The 15,218-nt window shown below is 67.8% G+C and carries 18 protein-coding genes; 9 read left to right on the top strand and 9 right to left on the bottom strand.

From position 1 onward, the window contains the following. Positions 1 to 144 precede the first annotated feature (144 nt). Positions 145 to 1,035 carry a phosphoserine phosphatase SerB gene (gene serB, locus ABIB51_RS06270; RefSeq protein WP_354186533.1) on the top strand — a complete coding sequence of 297 codons (891 nt, stop codon included), beginning with the start codon at positions 145 to 147 and terminating at the stop codon, positions 1,033 to 1,035. Between the two features lie 109 nt (positions 1,036 to 1,144). Here the strand turns inward: serB and ABIB51_RS06265 are convergent, their stop codons facing one another. The 3 genes from ABIB51_RS06265 to fabG all read right to left on the bottom strand — a co-directional run bounded on the left by ABIB51_RS06265 (position 1,145) and on the right by fabG (position 3,471). After that, entirely contained in the window at positions 1,145 to 1,897 is a 753-nt protein-coding gene (locus ABIB51_RS06265; RefSeq protein ID WP_354186531.1) for an SDR family oxidoreductase, read from the bottom strand. Between the two features lie 273 nt (positions 1,898 to 2,170). Further along, complete coding sequence (locus tag ABIB51_RS06260; RefSeq protein WP_354186529.1) at positions 2,171 to 2,590, bottom strand: Hsp20/alpha crystallin family protein; 420 nt, start codon at positions 2,588 to 2,590, stop codon at positions 2,171 to 2,173. A 155-nt stretch (positions 2,591 to 2,745) separates the two neighbouring features. Then, complete coding sequence (fabG, locus tag ABIB51_RS06255) at positions 2,746 to 3,471, bottom strand: 3-oxoacyl-ACP reductase FabG (RefSeq protein WP_354186527.1); 726 nt, start codon at positions 3,469 to 3,471, stop codon at positions 2,746 to 2,748. A 179-nt stretch (positions 3,472 to 3,650) separates the two neighbouring features. Between fabG and ABIB51_RS06250 the strand changes: the two genes are divergently transcribed. From ABIB51_RS06250 to ABIB51_RS06235, 4 genes are read left to right on the top strand one after another with little or no spacing between them, the layout of a single operon-like run. Beyond that, positions 3,651 to 4,079, top strand: coding sequence for a DUF3099 domain-containing protein (locus ABIB51_RS06250; protein WP_354186526.1), 429 nt, complete (start codon positions 3,651 to 3,653; stop codon positions 4,077 to 4,079). After that, a complete protein-coding gene (locus tag ABIB51_RS06245) occupies positions 4,076 to 4,327 on the top strand; it encodes a hypothetical protein (protein WP_354186524.1) in 252 nt (83 codons plus the stop codon). Before ABIB51_RS06250 ends, ABIB51_RS06245 begins: the two co-directional genes overlap by 4 nt. Then, positions 4,328 to 5,212, top strand: coding sequence for an SURF1 family cytochrome oxidase biogenesis protein (locus tag ABIB51_RS06240; protein ID WP_354186522.1), 885 nt, complete (start codon positions 4,328 to 4,330; stop codon positions 5,210 to 5,212). A 12-nt stretch (positions 5,213 to 5,224) separates the two neighbouring features. Then, positions 5,225 to 5,692 carry a YbaK/EbsC family protein gene (locus ABIB51_RS06235; protein WP_354186520.1) on the top strand — a complete coding sequence of 156 codons (468 nt, stop codon included), beginning with the start codon at positions 5,225 to 5,227 and terminating at the stop codon, positions 5,690 to 5,692. Positions 5,693 to 5,710: 18 nt separating this feature from the next. Here the strand turns inward: ABIB51_RS06235 and ABIB51_RS06230 are convergent, their stop codons facing one another. Continuing rightward, positions 5,711 to 7,309, bottom strand: coding sequence for an ABC-F family ATP-binding cassette domain-containing protein (locus tag ABIB51_RS06230; protein WP_354186518.1), 1,599 nt, complete (start codon positions 7,307 to 7,309; stop codon positions 5,711 to 5,713). Positions 7,310 to 7,587: 278 nt separating this feature from the next. Between ABIB51_RS06230 and ABIB51_RS06225 the strand changes: the two genes are divergently transcribed. Genes ABIB51_RS06225 through ABIB51_RS06215 form a run of 3 tightly spaced genes read left to right on the top strand, consistent with a single transcriptional unit; the run spans position 7,588 to position 9,634 of the window. Continuing rightward, a complete protein-coding gene (locus tag ABIB51_RS06225; protein ID WP_354186516.1) occupies positions 7,588 to 8,256 on the top strand; it encodes a biotin transporter BioY in 669 nt (222 codons plus the stop codon). Next, positions 8,253 to 9,005, top strand: coding sequence for an energy-coupling factor ABC transporter ATP-binding protein (locus ABIB51_RS06220; RefSeq protein WP_354186514.1), 753 nt, complete (start codon positions 8,253 to 8,255; stop codon positions 9,003 to 9,005). The genes ABIB51_RS06225 and ABIB51_RS06220 overlap by 4 nt, the downstream gene beginning before the upstream one ends. Continuing rightward, on the top strand, positions 9,002 to 9,634 hold the full coding sequence (locus ABIB51_RS06215; RefSeq protein ID WP_354186512.1) for an energy-coupling factor transporter transmembrane component T family protein: 633 nt from the start codon (positions 9,002 to 9,004) through the stop codon (positions 9,632 to 9,634). Before ABIB51_RS06220 ends, ABIB51_RS06215 begins: the two co-directional genes overlap by 4 nt. A 238-nt stretch (positions 9,635 to 9,872) precedes the next feature. Here the strand turns inward: ABIB51_RS06215 and ABIB51_RS06210 are convergent, their stop codons facing one another. Together ABIB51_RS06210 and ABIB51_RS06205 are read right to left on the bottom strand one after the other, a co-directional pair. Next, positions 9,873 to 11,105: a thiolase family protein gene (locus ABIB51_RS06210; protein ID WP_354186510.1), complete on the bottom strand. Its 1,233-nt coding sequence runs from the start codon at positions 11,103 to 11,105 to the stop codon at positions 9,873 to 9,875. Beyond that, positions 11,098 to 12,519 (bottom strand): class I adenylate-forming enzyme family protein, encoded by a 1,422-nt coding sequence (locus ABIB51_RS06205; RefSeq protein WP_354186508.1) that lies wholly within the window; start codon positions 12,517 to 12,519, stop codon positions 11,098 to 11,100. Before ABIB51_RS06205 ends, ABIB51_RS06210 begins: the two co-directional genes overlap by 8 nt. Positions 12,520 to 12,577: 58 nt before the next feature. Here ABIB51_RS06205 and ypfJ point away from each other — a divergent pair, with 58 nt between their 5' ends. Then, the gene (gene ypfJ, locus ABIB51_RS06200) at positions 12,578 to 13,465 is read left to right on the top strand and encodes a KPN_02809 family neutral zinc metallopeptidase (RefSeq protein WP_354186506.1); all 888 of its coding nucleotides are present in this window, start codon (positions 12,578 to 12,580) and stop codon (positions 13,463 to 13,465) included. Between the two features lie 138 nt (positions 13,466 to 13,603). Here the strand turns inward: ypfJ and ABIB51_RS06195 are convergent, their stop codons facing one another. From ABIB51_RS06195 to ABIB51_RS06185, 3 genes are all read right to left on the bottom strand, one after another. Next, complete coding sequence (locus ABIB51_RS06195) at positions 13,604 to 13,936, bottom strand: metal-sulfur cluster assembly factor (protein WP_354186504.1); 333 nt, start codon at positions 13,934 to 13,936, stop codon at positions 13,604 to 13,606. A 13-nt stretch (positions 13,937 to 13,949) separates the two neighbouring features. Next, the gene (gene sufC, locus ABIB51_RS06190) at positions 13,950 to 14,747 is read right to left on the bottom strand and encodes a Fe-S cluster assembly ATPase SufC (protein WP_354186502.1); all 798 of its coding nucleotides are present in this window, start codon (positions 14,745 to 14,747) and stop codon (positions 13,950 to 13,952) included. Positions 14,748 to 14,836: 89 nt separating this feature from the next. Then, positions 14,837 to 15,196, bottom strand: a complete 360-nt coding sequence (locus ABIB51_RS06185) for a non-heme iron oxygenase ferredoxin subunit (protein WP_223917407.1) — start codon at positions 15,194 to 15,196, stop codon at positions 14,837 to 14,839. Between the last annotated feature and the right edge of the window lie 22 nt (positions 15,197 to 15,218).

Genomic DNA, 15,218 nt, shown 5'->3' with positions numbered 1-15,218 from the left:
CTAGGACAAAAAAGCGGACTATTGATAACCGGACGCGCATCCCCGCGCGGGTGCGCACACCGGACCTGCCCGGGGACGTCGACGGAACGTCAATGGAAGGAAACGGATTCGGGCGCCGCCCGCGCGCTGGCTAGGATTGCAGCCATGAGTTCGAACGTGACTGCGGTCAGCTATGCCCCGAAATTGTCCCTCCCCGACGTGCAGCGCCTCCGCGCCTCGCTCACCGGCGCCGGCGCAAGCATCGACGCGGAAACCCGGGCCGGGGACGGCCGGTTCGAGGTGTACACGGCGGACTGCGGTTGGGAGCCCGGGACCACGGCGGACCTCGCGGAACTCCGCCGGGCGGCAGCCGGCGCCATCGAGGGTGTCGACACGGCGATCGTGCCGGCCGGACTCCGGAACGCCGGGCGGAAGTTCCTGATCATGGATGTGGACTCCACCCTGATCCAGCAGGAGGTCATTGAATTACTCGCCGCCCACGCCGGCAAGCGCGAGGAAGTCGCGGCCGTGACCGAAGCTGCCATGCGAGGCGAGCTTGATTTTGCCCAGAGCCTGCACGCCCGTGTGGCGGTGCTCGCCGGACTGCCGGCCGGCGTCGTGGATTCCGTCCGGGCCGAGGTGAAGCTCAGCGACGGCGCGGCGGACCTGGTGGCCGCCTTCAAGGCCGCCGGCCACGTCGTTGCGGTGGTGTCCGGCGGGTTCAACCAGATCCTCCAGCCCATCGCCGAAGACCTCGGTCTCGATTACTGGATTGCCAATGAACTCGAAATCGTGGACGGGGCCCTGACGGGCAAGGTGCTCGGCGATGTGATCGACCGGGCGGCCAAGGAAAAGTACCTGCGCGAATGGGCCGCCGCAGAAGGCGTCCCCATGGAGCACACCATCGCGGTGGGTGACGGCGCCAATGACCTGGACATGCTCGGTGCGGCCGGGATCGGCGTCGCATTCAACGCGAAGCCGGCGGTCCGCGCGGTGGCCGACGCCGCCATCAACATGCCGTACCTCGACGCCGTGCGGTACATCGCCGGCGTCTGAGGCCGCTCAAAGTCCCCGGACGGCCCCGGATACAGAGCGAGATGACAGTTCGCGGCAATGTTCGCCCCGGGAACACTGCCACGAACTGTCATCTCGCGGGTGAAGAGCGTTAGTTGTTGCTCTTATCGAAGTAGTCGGCGCCGCCGACGTATTCGGTGTGGCCGGTCTTGACGTCGGCCGTGACCATCTTGGCCACCTCGGCGGCGAACTCGGAAACCGAGTACAGCTTGCCGGCCTCGGCGCGGCGGGCCTCGATGGCGCCCGGGTTGGAGCGGTCCAGCAGGGTTGCCGTGACGGTTCCCTCGATCATGTCGCCGGAGACGACGACGAGCGAGATGCCCTTTTCGGCGAGGGCCGGGACGAGTTCGCGGAGGGCGTCCTCGCCGGCGCGCTTGCTGCGGGCCACCGGCTCATACTCCGGCATGGTGGTCACGGTGTTGATGAAGTGGGCCTGGTGGCTCGTCACAAACACAACGCGGGAGCCTTCGCGCATAAGCGGCACGGCAGCGTTGAGCATGTTGACCTGGGCGTCACGGTTGAGCTTGAGCGCGTAGCCCTCTTCCATGCCGGACTCCATCCCGCCGGAGGCATTCAGCACCAGGACGTCGAGCGAGCCGAAGTTTTCCATGGCGGCGCTGGCCAGGGCCTGCACGCCTTCCTGCGTGGTGAGATCCGCGCCCACGGCCGCCGCGCGGCCGCCGGCTGCCTCGATCTCCGTGACCACCTTGTTGGCGCGCGGTGCCTTCTGGCGGTAGTTCACGACGACGGCGGCACCCTCGCCAGCCAGGTACTTGGCGACTTCGGCGCCGATTCCCCGCGATGAACCGGTCACAATTGCGGTCTTGTTGTCCAGCAGTCCCATACGTGCTCCTTTGTTCCAAACGTCCAAAAAACGGTGAGTCTGCAGTCCATCATGCCAGCGTCGGGGGGCATTTCCGTTGTCCAGGATCCACAAAGAAGCGCCACCAGGCTAGTTTCGGCGCCGCCCGGGGCGCGGGGTGCGGGGGCGTGAGCGGGGAATCGACGCCCGAGGAAATGTTCAGCGGCTCGCCGCCGGGCCTGGAAGTTTTCCACGCCGTCGAGGACCTGCCGGCCCGGGCGGCACCTGACACCGTCGGTCCTGGTGCCGGTCCTCTCAGCTGTGTTCGATCCTGATCTTCTTCGCGGTCGACTCCGGCGGTGTCGCGGTCGCCGGGGCGCGGACTTCCAGGACGCCATCCTTGTAGGTGGCTGTGATGTCTTCTTCCTTCGCGCCGCGGGGCAGGGCGATGCTGCGCTGGGAAGAGCCGTAGCGGAACTCCGAGCGGTACCCCATTTTGCTCTTGTGTTCGGACCTCTCCACGCGCTCCGCCTTGATGTGGAGCATGCCTTCGCTGACGGAGACGTCGACGTCCTGGTCGGGATCGATCCCGGGCACCTCCGCCCGGACCACGAGCGTGTCGCCGTCCTGGAACTGCTCGATCTTCATGGACGACGTCATCGCCAGCTCGCCGTCGAGGAACCGCTTGATCGGCTCCAGCATGTCCGAGGGCGCCCATTTGCTGAGTTCAGCCATGATGTTCCTCCTGGTTCCATGCCCCTGCCCATGCGTAGTCAGGGGCTGTAGCCCCATTACACACCCCTTGCGGGGCGCTGGTAAGGGCAAAAAGTCCTATCGTGGCTGCTCCGCGGGGGCGCCGGACGGCCGTCGTCCCCGTTGTCGCGGCTGCCTTAGTGGCCCATGCCGAGGCCGCCGTCGACCGGAATGACCGCGCCGGAGATGTAGGCCGCCTCTTCGCTGGCGATCCAGCGGACGACGTCGGCGACCTCGCGCGCCTCGGCGAAACGGCCTGCGGGAACCTTGGAGAGGTAGTCCTTCTGGGTGGCCTCGGGCAGTTCCGCCGTCATGTCGGTGTTGATGAAGCCGGGCGCGACGACGTTGGCGGTGATGCCGCGGCCGCCGAGTTCACGGGTCAGCGAACGGGCGATGCCCACGAGGCCCGCTTTGGACGCGGAGTAGTTGATCTGGCCCGGGGCGCCGTAAAGGCCGGAGACGGAGGAGATGAGGACCACGCGGCCCTTGCGCGCCCGGATCATGCCCTTTGAGGCCCGCTTGATGACACGGAAAGCGCCGGTCAGGTTGGTGTCGATGACGGAAGTGAAGTCGTCCTCGCTCATGCGCATCAGCAGCGTGTCCTTCGTGATGCCGGCATTGGCCACGAGCACCTCGACGGGCCCGTGCGCGGCCTCAACTTCGGCGAAGGCAGCGTCCACGGAGGCTTCGTCGGTGACGTCGGCCTTGACACCGAGGATCCCGGCCGGCAGCGTCGACTCGCTGCGGTACGTGACCGCCACTTTGTCGCCGTTGGCGAGGAAGGATTCAGCGATAGCGAGGCCGATCCCGCGGTTTCCGCCGGTAATCAGGACGCTGCGTCCGGTGGTTGCTGCTTCAGACATAGTGGTGCTCCGGATTCTGCGGCAGACGGCGCCGCGCTGGGGGCTGGATTTTCCTGCCTCCGATCTTAGCGCCCGGGCGGCCCGCGTTTGGGCGGCTCTCCCGATGGTGCGAGAATTGAAGTAAGCCTTGGGAGCGTGATCTGACAGCCTTGACACACAAAAACCGACACGGTGAAGCGATGCCCGGGGACCGGGATGCGCTTTCCGCTGACAGCGAGGTCCACAGCATCACTGACGCCGCGACGGCGCACTCGGAAGAGATGCGCCAGCGGATGATCAAGTACGCCGTGGCCATGGGCATCCGCATGGTGTGCCTGATCCTGATTTTTGTGGTGGACGGCTGGTTCAAGGTCATTCCCATCATCGGCGCCGTATTCCTGCCCTGGATTGCCGTGGTCATCGCGAACGGCAGCGACAAGGCGGAGATCCACAGTGACTCATTGCTGGATTACGCCCCGATGGCCGAACTGGACGCGCCCGGGGCACCCGCAGGGCCACCGGCCGACGCGGACGACGATGCTTCCACGACTCTGTTGCAGGGCGAACTGATCGAAGAAGAGGATGGAATTGCTGACGATGAAGGCGACACCGGGCGGGCTGCTTCATGAACCTGTTTGACCTTGCCGGCAACGGGAATCCGACGCCGGGCCCCGCCGAGGCGGTGTGCTCGCGTAAGGCCTGCCGCGCCGGAGCCGAGTGGCAGTTGCTCTGGAACAACCCGAAGATCCACACGCCCGAACGGCGGAAGATCTGGCTTGCCTGTTCCGAGCACCGGCCCTGGCTGGAGGACTACCTCCAGACCCGTGGCCTGTGGAAAGAAACCGTGGCCTTGGTCCCGGCCGGCGGGGTCGGCTGAATGTACCGCTTCCTCTTCTCCAGCAAGTGGCTGGGCTACCTCCTGCTGGCTGCCATCTTCGCGACCGCCTGCGTCTTCCTCGGCCGCTGGCAGATGGACCGCCGCGCCGAAACGCTGGCCGAAATCAACCGCGTCACCTCCAACTACTCCGCCACGCCTGTCCCGTTTGCCGACGTCAAGGACCAGTTCAGCAGCCTGGACGCGGACCGCGAGTGGACCCAGGTGGAACTGAAGGGCACCTACGACGTCGGCGGCCAGCGCGTCGTCCGCAACCGCCCGCTCAACGGCCAGCCCGGCTACGAAGTGGTGGTCCCCTTCAGGCTGGAGACCGGCGAGACAGTGGTGATCGACCGCGGCTGGCTGCCGATCGGCAACAACAGTCCCGGCCGGCCGGATTCGGTTCCCGCGCCGCCGGCGGGCAATGTGACAGTGGTCGCCCGGCTCAAGCACGCCGAGCCCGAACTGCAGCGCGGCGCCCCGGACGGGCAGCTCGCATCCATCGACCTGGTCGCCTACTCCACGCAACTGGGTTACCCGCTGCTCACGGGCGCCTATGGACAGTTGGCGTCGGAAACCCCGCCGGTTGCGGACATGCCCATCGCTTTCCCCATGCCCTCGACCGCGGAGGGCACGCACCTGTCTTACTCGCTGCAGTGGTTTGCCTTCGGTGTCCTGATGTTCATCGGCTTCGGCTATGCGGCCCGGCAGCAGGCCCGCAACGCGGCCATCGACGCCGAGGACGCGGAAGCCCAGGACACAGAAACAGGCGGCGGGTTCATGCACTCGAGCGGGCCGGTGGCCCGGCGTCGTCCTGCGCCCCGGAAGCGCAGGAACGCGACCGCCGAGGAAGAAGAAGACGCCATCCTGGACGCCCAGGGCTACTAAGGGGACCTCTGCATGTATGCGGAACCAGTGGCACATCTCAAACATGCGCTGACAGTCGCGGGCGCCGAGGACACTGTGACGGTTTTCGAGTTGACAGTCCCCACCGCAGCCGCTGCGGCGGCCGCCCTGGGCTGCGACGTCGCCGCGATCACCAACAGCCTGGTGTTCGACCTCGGGGGCGCTCCCCTGCTGATCCTGGCCAGCGGCGCCGCGAAGGTGGACGTCCGCAAGGTCGCAGCGCAACTCGGCGCGGGAAAAATCCGCCGCGCCAGTCCCGACTTCGTGCTGGAGCACACCGGCCAGGAAGTGGGCGGAGTGGCCCCGCTGGGCCACCCGGAACGGATCAGGACGTTGCTGGACGTCTCACTGGCCGCCCACCCCGTGCTGTGGGCGGGCGCGGGCGACCATAACTCGATGTTCTCGATCAGCTACGAGGAGCTCCGCAGGATCACCGGCGCCGAAGAGATGGACGTCCGTTAAGGCCCGTGCCGGGTGGGGCTACGCGAGGGTGATGAGGTCCAGGTAGTCTTCGTTCCAGTGGTCCTCGATGCCGTCGGGCAGCAGCACGACACGCTCGGGATTCAGCGCTTCGACGGCACCTTCATCGTGGCTCACGAGGACGACGGCGCCGGTGTAGTTGCTCAGGGCCCCGAGAATTTCGGCGCGGCTGGCCGGGTCGAGGTTGTTGGTGGGCTCGTCAAGGAGCAGCACGTTGGCGCTCGAGGCCACGATCGTGGCCAGGGCCAGCCGGGTCTTCTCGCCGCCGGAGAGCACACCGGCAGGCTTGTCGACGTCGTCTCCGGAGAACAGGAACGAGCCCAGGATGTTGCGGACTTCCGCGTCGTTCATGTCCGGGGCGGAGGAGCGCATGTTCTGCAGGACGGTGCGGTCGACGTCGAGCGTCTCGTGCTCCTGGGCGTAGTAGCCCACCTTCAGGCCGTGGCCCGCCACGACCTCGCCGGTGTCCGGCTTGTCGACGCCGGCGAGCATCCGCAGGAGGGTGGTCTTGCCGGCGCCGTTGAGGCCCAGGATGACCACCTTGGAGCCGCGGTCGATGGCCAGGTCCACGTCGGTGAAGATCTCCAGGGAGCCGTAGGACTTGCTGAGGCCGTCCGCGGTGAGCGGGGTCTTGCCGCAGGGTGACGGATCCGGGAAGCGCAGGGCAGCCACGCGGTCGGTCGCGCGGACGGCTTCGAGGCCCCCGAGCAGACGTTCGGCACGCTTGGCCATGTTCTGCGCTGCGACGGCCTTGGTGGCCTTGGCGCGCATTTTGTTGGCCTGGTCGATGAGGACCTGGGCCTTCTTCTCCGCGTTGGCGCGCTCACGCTTGCGGGCGCGCTCGTCCGTTTCGCGCTGCTGGAGGTAGCGCTTCCAGTTCATGTTGTAGAAGTCGACCTTGGCGCGGTTGGGATCCAGCAGGAACACTTTGTTGACGGTGGCTTCGAGCAGCTCGGTGTCGTGGCTGATCACGATCAGGCCGCCCTGGTGGTTCTTCAGGAATTCGCGCAGCCAGGTGATGGAGTCCGCGTCGAGGTGGTTGGTGGGCTCATCGAGGAGCATCGTTTCGGCGTCCGAGTAAAGGATCCGGGCGAGTTCCACACGACGGCGCTGGCCGCCGGACAGGGTCTTGAGCGGCTGGTTCAGCAGCCGGTCCGGGAGCGCAAGGTTGGAGCAGATCGCGGCGGCCTCGGCCTCGGCCGCGTATCCGCCGGCGGCCAGGAACTCGGATTCCAGCCGGTCGTAGCGGTTCATCGCTTTGCGCTGGACCTCGGCGTCCTCGCTGGCCATGTCCTCATGGGTCTGCTTGAGCTTGTTGACGGCGATGTCCAGGCCGCGGGCGGAGAGGATGCGGTCGCGGGCCAGCTGTTCCATGTCCGGGGTCCGGGGATCCTGCGGCAGGTAGCCGATCTCGCCGCTGCGGGTAACCTTGCCGCCGGCGGGCAGGCCTTCGCCCGCGAGCACCCGGGTCAGTGTGGTCTTGCCTGCACCGTTACGGCCGACGAGGCCGATCTTGTCTCCCTTGTCGATCCGGAAGCTCACCTGGTCCATGAGGAGGCGGGCGCCGGCGCGCAATTCGAGATCCTGGACGGTAATCAATGCAGCTAAAGCCTTTCACAACAGGGAACGCCGCGGCACAACAGGTGGTGCCTGGAAGGGGCCGGGGCAGTGTGGCCGAGAGAACGGCCTCTCCAAGTCTACCGGCCCCGCATCCGGCGGATGACAAGGGGCCCGGGATTCCGGCCGTCGGCGGTCTTTGGCGGCGCTCTCCAGCATCCGGGCCGCCGGTTAGTGGAGCACCTACAAAATAGTGACCGCGCCGCCGTCGTAATGTCGGAAGTAAGAACTGCTCTCCATATGATGCGACAGGAAATCCGATGACCGAGACACCCCGCACCGCCACCGCCACCACCCCGAGGCCCGTGCGACGCCACCGCTGGAATGCCACCGACCTCGGCCTGATCGCCGTGTTCGCCGCCCTCGTGGCCGCATCGGCACTGATCGCCGCCATTCCCGTGGGCGGACTCGGCGTCCCCATCACGCTGCAGACCCTCGCCGTCATGCTGACAGGGCTGGCCCTGGGCCCCGGGCGGGCCTTCGCCGCCGTCGGACTGTACGTTCTTCTGGGCCTCGCGGGGCTGCCGATCTTCAGCGGCGGGCGCAGCGGACTCGGCATCCTGGCCGGCCCCTCGGCGGGCTACATCGTCGGTTTCGTGTTTGCGGCCACGGCGGTGGGCTGGCTGGCCGTCGTCGTACTGCGCCGCACTGCGGGGCGTCCCGGCAAGCTCCGCGCGGCGTTGCTTTTCGCGGCCGCGATGGTGAGCAGCATCATCTTTGTCCACGGCCTGGGCATCCTTGGCATGATGGTCAACGCGAAGCTTGACTTCTCCAAGGCGTTCCTGGCCGACCTTGTCTTTTACCCCGGAGATGTGATCAAGAACGCACTGGCCGTAACCATTGCGCTGTCCCTGCACAAGGCTTTCCCGGACCTGCTCATCCGCCGCGCCCGGGCCGCCGACCCGGTGAAAGCGGAAGTCCGCCCGTGAGCATCGTCCTGGACCGGGTGGCGGTGCGGGTCCAGGTTGACGGCCGCGCCGGACCCAAGACCCTGCTCGAAGATGTGTCGCTGGACCTCGCGGAGCAGCGGATCGGCGTCATCGGCGCCAACGGCTCCGGCAAGTCCACCCTGCTGCGGCTCCTGAACGGACTCGTGGCACCGAGCAGCGGCTCCGTGCTGGTGGGCGGCGCGGAGACCGTCCGCGCGGTCCGGGAAGTCCGCCGCCGCGTGGGATTTGTCTTCACGGACCCGCTGTCCCAACTGGTGATGCCGACCGGGCGCGAGGACGTCGAACTGTCGCTCCGGCGCTCGGTCCGGAATTCTGCGGAGCGGCGCAGGCAGGCCGAGGCGACCCTGGACCGCTTCGGGCTGCTGCCGCTGGCGGACCAGAGCATCTACGAACTCTCCGGCGGGGAACGCCAGCTGCTGGCCCTCGCCGCAGTCCTCGCCGTGTGCCCGGAAGTGCTCGTCCTGGACGAGCCTTCCACGCTGCTGGACCTGCGCAACCGGGAACTGCTCCGCCGGACCCTCGCCGGGCTCGGCCAGCAGGTCATCCTGTCCACCCACGACTTGGACCTCGCCCTCGACATGGACCGGGTGCTCGTGGTGCATGCCGGCCGGGTTGTGTTCGACGGCGGGCCGGCGGCCGCCGTCGACCATTACCGGGCGCTGAGCGCGGCGTCCCCGGAGTCGCCGCAGGAGGCGCCTCTGGAGTCGCCGGCTGTGGAGCAGCCGTGAGCGGGCACGGCTTCCTGCTGGCCAACTACGCGCCCGGCAGTTCCGTGGTCCACCGCGCGCCGTTGTGGCTGAAATTCCTGCTGGTCCTTGGCTGCGGCATGGCCTCCTTCCTGATTCTGGACTGGGCGGTTGCGGCCGGAGTGCTGGTGCTGATGTGCGGGGTGTTCCTGCTCAGCGCGGCGGGGGCGGCACGCCTGTGGCGCGCGGTCCGGCCCGTGCTGCCGGTCCTGGCGGCGATCGGGCTCTTCCAGTGGTGGCAGCTGGGCGGGCCCACGGCGGCGCGGATCGTGCTGAACGTGCTGGTCTGCGTCGTGGCGGCGTCGATCCTCACGGCGACGACGCCGGTCCAGGCGCTGCTCGACGGGGTGGCGTCCCTGGCGAGGCCGTTCCGGCGCTTCGGGGCGGATCCCGAACGGTTCGCCCTGACGATTGCCATCATGTTGCGCAGCATCCCGTTCATCGCCGGCGCGTACTCCGATGTCAGGGATTCCGCCCGGGCCCGCGGGCTGGAGCACAACCCCAGGGCCCTCGTGCTCCCGGTTTTCATCACCACCGTGGCCTTCGCACGGCAGACCGGTGAGGCCCTGGCGGCCCGCGGGCTGGGCGAAGCCGAGGACAGGGACGGCTGACAGCCCTCCCCGCAGCTGTAACCACGGGACATGCCCTCCCCCGCCCGCAGCCACAGGACATATGCCCACCATGCCCATTCCTCAAGCCCAGGACTGGACATGTCCCCCCGGCTGACACACCCGGAACGCCTCCCCGCAGCCGTAACCACGGGACATGCCCTCCCCCGCCCGCAGCCACAGGACATATGCCCACGATGCCCATTCCTCAAGCCCAGGACTGGACATGTCCCCCCGGGAGTCAGGACAAGCTGCGGTATTCCAGCAGCGCGGCCGTGCCCATGCCTCCGGCGCTGCTGATCAGTGCCAGCGCCAGCTGCCCGGGCGTCGAAGTGCGGCGGGCCTGGGCCAGCAGCCGGGTCACGAGCACCGCACCGGACGCACCGTAGGCATGGCCCAAGGCCAGGGCGCCGCCGTCGAGGTTGGCGCGTTCCGGGTCGATGCCGAGCTGCTCGAGGCAGGCAATAGTCTGCGACGCGAACGCCTCGTTGAATTCGACCAGGCCAAGGTCCGCCGCCGTCAGGCCGTGGGCCGCGAGCAGCCGTTCGCCCGCGGCGCCCGCGCCAATCCCCAGCAGCTGCGGGTCCACCCCGGCGGTGTCCGTGCCCAGAAGCAGCAAGCCGTCGCTGGCTCCGAGTTCGCGGGCGCGCCGGAGCGACGTGATTACGACGGCGGCCGCGCCGTCCGCGTCGAAGCAGGAGTTCCCGGCCGTGACGCTGCCGCCGGCCACGAATGCGGGCGGGAACCGGGCCAGCACCGCCGCGGTCAGCCCGCGGCGGGGCCCGTCGTCGGCACGGACCGTGCCGGCACCAACGGCCGGAACGGCACCCGCCGGCCCGGACGAAACGGCAACCGGGACAATTTCGGCGTCGAATGCTCCGGCAGCGGCGGATGCCAGCGCGCGCTGGTGGCTGCGCAACGCCACGGCGTCCTGCCGGGCGCGGCTGATCCCGAACCGGGCAGCCACGTTTTCGGCGGCCACCCCCATGTCCGGGTCGCCGTGGCTAACCGGTGCGAACTGTGCCCGCGCGAAGAATTCGGGCTCACCGTCGCAATTGCGGTGGGCGCGCAGCGGTGCCGTGCTGATGCTTTCCACACCGCCGGCCAGGTACACGCCGTCGCCGCCGGCCGCCACGAGGCGGGAGGCGAGGGCGATCGCGTCGAGCCCGGAGCCGCACTGCCGGTCCACGGTGAGGCCGGGAACGCTGACCGGCAGGCCTGCTTCGAGCGCCGCGAGCCTGGCCACGTTCCCGCCGCCGCCCACGGCGTTGCCGATCACCACATCGGCCACCGACTCCGGCGCCACTCCGGCGCCCGCGAGCAGGCTGCGCAGCACCGGGGCCAGCAGTTCGTGCGCGCGGAGCGGCTTCAGGACCCCGTTCGCGCGGCAGATCGGCGTCCGGCGGGCGGCGATGATGACGGGCTGCCGGTCCTCCGGAAGCGGAGCGCGCGGGGCAGGCTGCTGCTCAGCCAAGACGGCGGATTCTCGGATCACTGCCGGCGATCCAGTCGAGCAGAAGCTGCCGGCTGAGTTTGCCGCGGTCCGTCAGCGGAAGCTCAGTCACGGCGAAGTACTCCAGCGGCCGTTTGCTGCGGGCGAGCACGTCCTCCACACCCGCCTTCAGCAGGGTTGCGGTGATTCCGCCGTGGGACGGCAGGACGGCGGCCACCACACGCTGTCCGCGGAGGTCATCGGCCAGCCCGGCGGCCACCGCTGAGGCGACGCCGGGAACGGACGCGAGGGCGAGTTCAACTTCGTGCGGGTACACGTTGGTACCCGCTGTAATGATCATGTCCGAGCGGCGGCCCAGAAGGTGCAGGGTCCCGTCCGCCAGGTAGCCCTGGTCCCCCACGGTGTACCAGCCGTCGAAGCACTGCAGCGCCTCGCCGTCGTCGCCCCAGAGGTATCCGTCGCTGACCATGCCGCTGCGGACGCAGACGTTGCCGTCGCTTCCTTCCGGAACCTGGGCACCGGCGCCGTCGAGGATCCGGATCTCGACGCCGGGGAACGGCTTGCCGATCCCCGTGCCGCCGAGCCGGGGCTGCTCCCCGGGCAGCAAGCCGGCACCGGCAACGAAACTCAGTTCCGAGGCGCCGTAGTACTCAAAAATGGTGGCGTTGGGTGCCCAGCGGCGTGCCGCTTCCAGTGTCCGGGCATCCAGTTTGGACCCGGCGCAGACGATGCTGCGGATCCCGGCGGCGTCGACGCCGCCGGCCAGGCCCCGCTCGCTGAGCAGCCGGAGCATGGTGGGGACGAGGACCAGTCGGCTGATCCCGTCGTGCACCACGGCGGCGTGCGCGTCGCCGACGTCGAAATCCTCCAGGGTGTGGAATTCCGACCCCGCGTAGAGGCATTCGGCCAGGGCGTAGAGGTTCAGGCTGGCGGCCAGCGGCCCGGGCGCCAGCGTTTTGTCGTCCGCCGTGAGGCCGAAGAACTCGATCGAGGCGTCGAAGGACTGCTGCCAGGACCGCCGGGTGCGGGTGAAGGCTTTCGGCACGGACGTTGTGCCCGACGTCAGCCCGATCAGGAAGGGAGAATCCGGACGTCCGTCAAAGAGCCCGTCGGACAGGCCGTCGCCGGGCTCCGGCTTGAGCGGGCCGGGCCGGACAGATTCGGTGATGCGCCCGGCAATCGCCTCCTGCAGCGGCCGGGGCCACGTCGGGTCCAGCACGGCGCACTGCCGCGCCCCCGCGACCGACGCGGCGAGGGACACGGCGAATTGCACCGAGTTCGCTTCGGAGAGCAGAGTGACGGCGGGCGCCGCGGGCACCTGCATAGCGGCAGCATCACGCAACTGCTCCCAGCTGAGTCCCTGGCCGGCAACGACGACGGCGGTACTGTCGGGGCGCTCGTCGGCCCAGCGCTGGAGTCTGTCGAGAAATGGCATCACCCCAACTTTACCGGCGGGTGGCTCCGCCGAAGCCTGCGGAGGATATTGTGACAGCATGAGTTTCAATGACAACGTCCAGCTGGACCCTTCACAGGTGCAGGACCGGCGCGGCATGGGCCGCGGCGTCAAAGTCGGGGGCGGGATCGGCGGCGGCATCGTCCTGCTCATCGCCGTTCTGCTCGGCATCAATCCGAGCATGCTGGAGGAACTGGCCGGCACAGCCCAGGACCCCGGGGCGCAGAGCCAGGGCACTGCCCCTGCCTGCAAGACCGGCGCCGACGCCGACGCCCGTCTCGATTGCCGGATCACCGGCACAGTGAACAGTCTCAATGCCTTCTGGCCGGCCTACCTGGCCGAGTACAAGAGGGAATATCCGCAGCCCACGACGGTGATTTTCGAGCAGGCGACCAATACCGGCTGCGGCGCCGCGACGTCGGACGTCGGCCCGTTCTACTGCCCCGCCGACACGACGGCCTATTTCGACCCCGGCTTCTTCCAGGAACTTGTGGACCGCTTCGGGTCTTCCGGCGGACCGCTTGCGCAGGAGTATGTGGTGGCCCACGAGTTCGGCCACCACGTCCAGAACCTGCTGGGCAACCTTGACCGCGCCCAGCAGGATCCGCAGGGACCCGAGTCCGGCGGTGTCCGGGTGGAACTGCAGGCCGACTGCTACGCCGGGCTCTGGGCGAAGTACGCCACCACCACGAAAGACCCCGCCACCGGGCAACCGTACCTGGATCCCCTGACGGAAAAGGACCTGCAGGATGCCCTCTCCGCGGCCTCGGCCGTCGGCGATGACCGGATCCAGAAGGCAGCCACCGGCCGGGTATCCCCGGAGGCGTGGACCCACGGGTCCAGCGCGCAGCGGCAGAAGTGGTTCTACCAGGGCTACAGCACCGGCGACATCAACCAGTGCGACACCTTCGGCGTAGCCAGCCCCTGACAGCCCATCGGCTGCTCCGTAACAGCCGTTTTGACGCCCCGGAAGGGCCCTTGCGGGGCAATCGATGAAACGACGACGGCGGGCCCGCCTCTGGGAGGTGGGCCCGCCGTTCGTTTGGCGCGGGAAGGCGCCAGGGATTTAGATGTTGAAGCCGAGGGCCCGCATCTGGTCGCGGCCGTCTTCGGTGATCCGTTCCGGACCCCACGGCGGCATCCAGACCCAGTTGAGGCGCCATTCGTCGACGACCCCGTCAAGGGCCTTGCCGACCTGCTCCTCGATCACGTCGGTGAGCGGGCAGGCGGCCGTGGTCAACGTCATGTCGATCAGCAGCGCGCCGTCGTCGTCGGAGTACTTCAGACCGTACAGCAGGCCCAGATCAACGATGTTGACACCGAGTTCCGGGTCGATCACATCCTTGAGCGCTTCTTCGACATCATCGAGGCCCGTGCGGGCCACATTGAGTTCGGTCATCGGGGAGTCCTAACTACGCCTGGGCTGCAGCGTCAGCAGCAGCGATGGTGGCCGCACCTGCGCCGGTGGCGTAGCGGTCGTAGCCTTCGTCTTCGAGGCGGTCGGCGAGCTCCGGGCCGCCCTCTTCCACAACCTGGCCGTCAACGAACACGTGCACGAAGTCCGGCTTGATGTAGCGCAGGATCCGGGTGTAGTGCGTGATGAGCAGGGTGCCCATGTTGCCTTCGCCGTGGGCGCGGTTGACGCCCTCGGAGACAACCTTGAGCGCGTCGACGTCGAGGCCGGAGTCGGTCTCGTCGAGGATGGCGAACTTCGGCTTGAAGAGTTCCAGCTGGAGGATCTCCACGCGCTTCTTTTCGCCGCCGGAGAAGCCTTCGTTGACGTTGCGCTGGGTGAAGTCGGCGTCGATGCGCAGCTGCGCCATGGCAGCCTTGACGTCCTTGGTCCAGGTGCGCAGTTTGGGTGCTTCGCCGTCGATGGCCGTCTTGGCGGTGCGCAGGAAGTTCGTCATGCTGACGCCGGGGACCTCGACCGGGTACTGCATGGCCAAAAACACACCGGCGCGTGCGCGCTGGTCCACGCTCATCGCGAGGACGTTCTCGCCGTCCAGCGTGATGGTGCCGGAGGTGACGTTGTAGCGCGGGTGCCCGGCGATCGTGGACGCCAGGGTGGACTTGCCGGAGCCGTTCGGGCCCATGATGGCGTGCGTTTCGCCGGTCCGGATAATCAGGCTGACGCCCTTCAGGATTTCCTTGGTGCCCTGCTCGGTGTCAATGCTGACGTGCAGGTCCTTGATCTCAAGAGTCGACATATGTCTTGTTCTCCTCTGCACCGTGCCCTCTGGCAGTGTGCGGTTTCTTGGCGATAAGTTCTTTTGTGCGGGTAGCCGGCTGCGGGCAGCTAGCTGAAGTTTGGTGCCTCGGCGCCGTTCAGGACGTTGGTGAAGTCCACATAGACCTCGTCATCCAGGACGGTCACGGCGAACACAGGAACGGGATCATAGGCCGGCAGCTGGAGCGGCTCGCCGCTGCGGAGGTCGAACTGGGAACCGTGGCCCCAGCATTCGATCTTGCAGCCTTCAACCTCTCCTTCGGAGAGGGAAATGTCCGCGTGCGAGCAGGTGTCGCCGATGGCGTGGATCTCCCCCATCGAGTCCTTCACGATCGCTACGGGGTAGTCATCGATCAGGATCCGCAGCGCCTGCTTGAGTTGGATCTCGCTGGCGTTGCAGACTAGCTCGCCCTTTGGCTGTTCAGTCATTGATGTATTCCTGTGCTTCTGT

The sequence above is a fragment of the Arthrobacter sp. UYCu712 genome (assembly GCF_040547005.1).
GTDB lineage: Bacteria > Actinomycetota > Actinomycetes > Actinomycetales > Micrococcaceae > Arthrobacter.
Note: the sequence above shows the minus strand (reverse complement) of the source record. Positions and strands in the feature narration are given on the sequence as shown.

What these genes read in the sequence shown, in the direction of transcription:
- ABIB51_RS06185 (WP_223917407.1), bottom strand. Translation starts at nt 15,196, where the DNA reads ATGACTGAACAGCCAAAGGGCGAGCTAGTCTGCAACGCCAGCGAGATC.
- fabG (WP_354186527.1), bottom strand. Translation starts at nt 3,471, where the DNA reads ATGTCTGAAGCAGCAACCACCGGACGCAGCGTCCTGATTACCGGCGGA.
- ABIB51_RS06265 (WP_354186531.1), bottom strand. Translation starts at nt 1,897, where the DNA reads ATGGGACTGCTGGACAACAAGACCGCAATTGTGACCGGTTCATCGCGG.
- ypfJ (WP_354186506.1), top strand. Translation starts at nt 12,578, where the DNA reads ATGAGTTTCAATGACAACGTCCAGCTGGACCCTTCACAGGTGCAGGAC.
- ABIB51_RS06260 (WP_354186529.1), bottom strand. Translation starts at nt 2,590, where the DNA reads ATGGCTGAACTCAGCAAATGGGCGCCCTCGGACATGCTGGAGCCGATC.
- ABIB51_RS06235 (WP_354186520.1), top strand. Translation starts at nt 5,225, where the DNA reads ATGTATGCGGAACCAGTGGCACATCTCAAACATGCGCTGACAGTCGCG.
- serB (WP_354186533.1), top strand. Translation starts at nt 145, where the DNA reads ATGAGTTCGAACGTGACTGCGGTCAGCTATGCCCCGAAATTGTCCCTC.
- ABIB51_RS06205 (WP_354186508.1), bottom strand. Translation starts at nt 12,519, where the DNA reads ATGCCATTTCTCGACAGACTCCAGCGCTGGGCCGACGAGCGCCCCGAC.
- ABIB51_RS06240 (WP_354186522.1), top strand. Translation starts at nt 4,328, where the DNA reads ATGTACCGCTTCCTCTTCTCCAGCAAGTGGCTGGGCTACCTCCTGCTG.
- ABIB51_RS06195 (WP_354186504.1), bottom strand. Translation starts at nt 13,936, where the DNA reads ATGACCGAACTCAATGTGGCCCGCACGGGCCTCGATGATGTCGAAGAA.
- sufC (WP_354186502.1), bottom strand. Translation starts at nt 14,747, where the DNA reads ATGTCGACTCTTGAGATCAAGGACCTGCACGTCAGCATTGACACCGAG.
- ABIB51_RS06250 (WP_354186526.1), top strand. Translation starts at nt 3,651, where the DNA reads ATGCCCGGGGACCGGGATGCGCTTTCCGCTGACAGCGAGGTCCACAGC.
- ABIB51_RS06225 (WP_354186516.1), top strand. Translation starts at nt 7,588, where the DNA reads ATGACCGAGACACCCCGCACCGCCACCGCCACCACCCCGAGGCCCGTG.
- ABIB51_RS06245 (WP_354186524.1), top strand. Translation starts at nt 4,076, where the DNA reads ATGAACCTGTTTGACCTTGCCGGCAACGGGAATCCGACGCCGGGCCCC.